Annotated in this window: 1 protein-coding gene and 1 pseudogene; both read left to right on the plus strand. The window is 67.2% G+C overall.

Features of this window, described 5'->3' with window-relative positions:
• Positions 1-298: pseudogene (locus VF662_RS08205) on the plus strand (NADP-dependent oxidoreductase); the annotation flags it as partial.
• Between the two features lie 63 nt (positions 299-361).
• Entirely contained in the window at positions 362-1,894 is a 1,533-nt protein-coding gene (locus VF662_RS08210; protein WP_464139744.1) for a winged helix-turn-helix domain-containing protein, read from the plus strand.
• The last annotated feature ends 110 nt before the right edge of the window (positions 1,895-2,004 follow it).

The raw sequence follows: 2,004 nt of genomic DNA on the forward strand, positions 1-2,004 counted from the left end.
CGCGCGCAACAACGCCCGCTTCGCGATCTGCGGGATGATCGACAGCTATAATGGCGGCCAGCCGCCCGCGCTTCGCTATCTGATGCGGATCATCGGCGCGCGGATCATGCTGAAGGGCTTCATCTACACCGATTATCTGCCGGAGATGCCGGACTTCTACCGCGACATGGGCGGCTGGATCGCTAGCGGGCAGGTGAAATCCCGCGAGACGGTGCTGGAGGGGATCGAGACCGTGCCGGAAGCATTCCTCGGCCTCTTCAAGGGCGAGAATATGGGCAAGATGCTGGTGAGGCTCTAGCGGCCGGCACTTGGCATCTTCGGGGCCCGGGGATACCCTCTTCGCAGGGACGAGGGGGATCGGATGGCGACAGGCAATGGAGAACCCGGCGCTCCCATCAACCTGGCTCATGAACCGGCCTTCCGGCTTGGCGAAGTGGAAGTTCATCCCCCGACGCGGCAGGTGATCCGCAACGGCAAGAGCGAGACGCTCGAACCGCGCGTGATGCAGGTCCTGGTCGCCCTCGCCCGGGCGAATGGGGCGATCCTGACCCGCGACGAGCTGATCGAGCGGTGCTGGGGCGGCCGGATCGTAGGCGAGAATGCGATCCACCGGGTGATCTCGCGCGTTCGCGATATCGCTTCGAACCTTGGGAACGACTCGTTCCAGCTCGAGACGATCACAAAAGTGGGTTATCGAATGGTGGTCGACGGTGCGCCTCCGCCCAGCCTCGCGATCCCCGGGCAGGCGGGTGAGGGGCAGCGACAGGATGTCGGCCGCCGCCTCGTCGTCGGAGGCGCGGTGGCGGCGATCGTGGCAGGCGCGGCCGCACTCTATTTCAGAAACGCCGCCCCGTCCGCCCACGCGCCGTCGGCCGAGGCGCTCGAACTGTATCGCCGAGGCGTGCAGGCGCAGCGCCAGGGCCTGCCCGATCAGAGGAAGCAGGTGATCGCCTATTTCGAGCAGGCGGTCGAGGCGGATCCCCTTTATTCCGACGCGTGGGGCGCGCTGGCGCTCGCCTATCTCCATGTCCTGCAAAGCTCTCCCGGCACCGAAGGGCCCCGAGCGGAGCAGATGCGCTCGGCTGCGCGCCGCGCGCTGGCGCTGGATCCGGACAATGCCGACGCCCAGGCCGCATTGGTCCTGATCAGGCCATGGTATCGCGACTGGGCGAGATCCGAGCGCGACCTGCGCCGGCTGCTGGCGCGCTACCCCGATCACTGGCTGCTGCGCTTCCACCTCGCGGTGATCCTCTACGAAGTCGGGCGCTGGGAGGAAGGCATCCAGCACAACCGAAAGCTGCTCGACAGCGACTCGTTCCTGCCGATGGCGACCAGCTTCCTCGTTTTCGCTTTGTGGAGCGGAGGGCGGCTGCGGGAGGCCGACAGCCTGGTGGACTCGGCGCTCGAGCGCTGGCCGCAATATCAGTTGCTTTGGGACACGAAATACGAGCTGCTGGCATTTAGCGGCCGGTCGGCTGCGGCAATCGCCTTCGTGAACGATCCGGACAAGTGGATCGCCGGCTCGGATACGGCCGCGGTGTCCAGTCGGATCGTGCTCGCGCGGGCGATCGGAACTCGCGACCCCGGCGCAGTCGCAGCCGCGCTCTCCGCGCAGCGGGCAATGCTGATCGAGCAGGCCGGCTCCGCGCCCGTCGTCGCGCCCGTCTTCGCGGCGCTGGGGCGGGCCGACCTGGCCTTCGAGGCCCTTGAGGCTTATTTCCGCGAAGGTCCGGTGGCCGCCGGCCAGGAGCAGCCGCGCTACACCCAATTCCTCTTCACCCCGCCAATGGCGCCGTTGCGGGCCGATCCGCGCTTCGGGGCGATCACCAGGGCTATCGGCCTGGAAGATTACTGGCGTTCGGCACGCATCCCGCCGGACTATCGCAGGGGCTGAATCGGGCACCTGGCGGGCTTTAAGGGCCGCTGCGAGGGGAAAAATCAGACCTCCGTCAGGTCCATCAGCAATTCATCAGCGCGGCGTTGTCGCCCCACGCGTCCGCCTCG

Origin of the sequence: Allosphingosinicella sp., assembly GCF_036387215.1 — a bacterium.
Taxonomy (GTDB): domain Bacteria; phylum Pseudomonadota; class Alphaproteobacteria; order Sphingomonadales; family Sphingomonadaceae; genus Allosphingosinicella.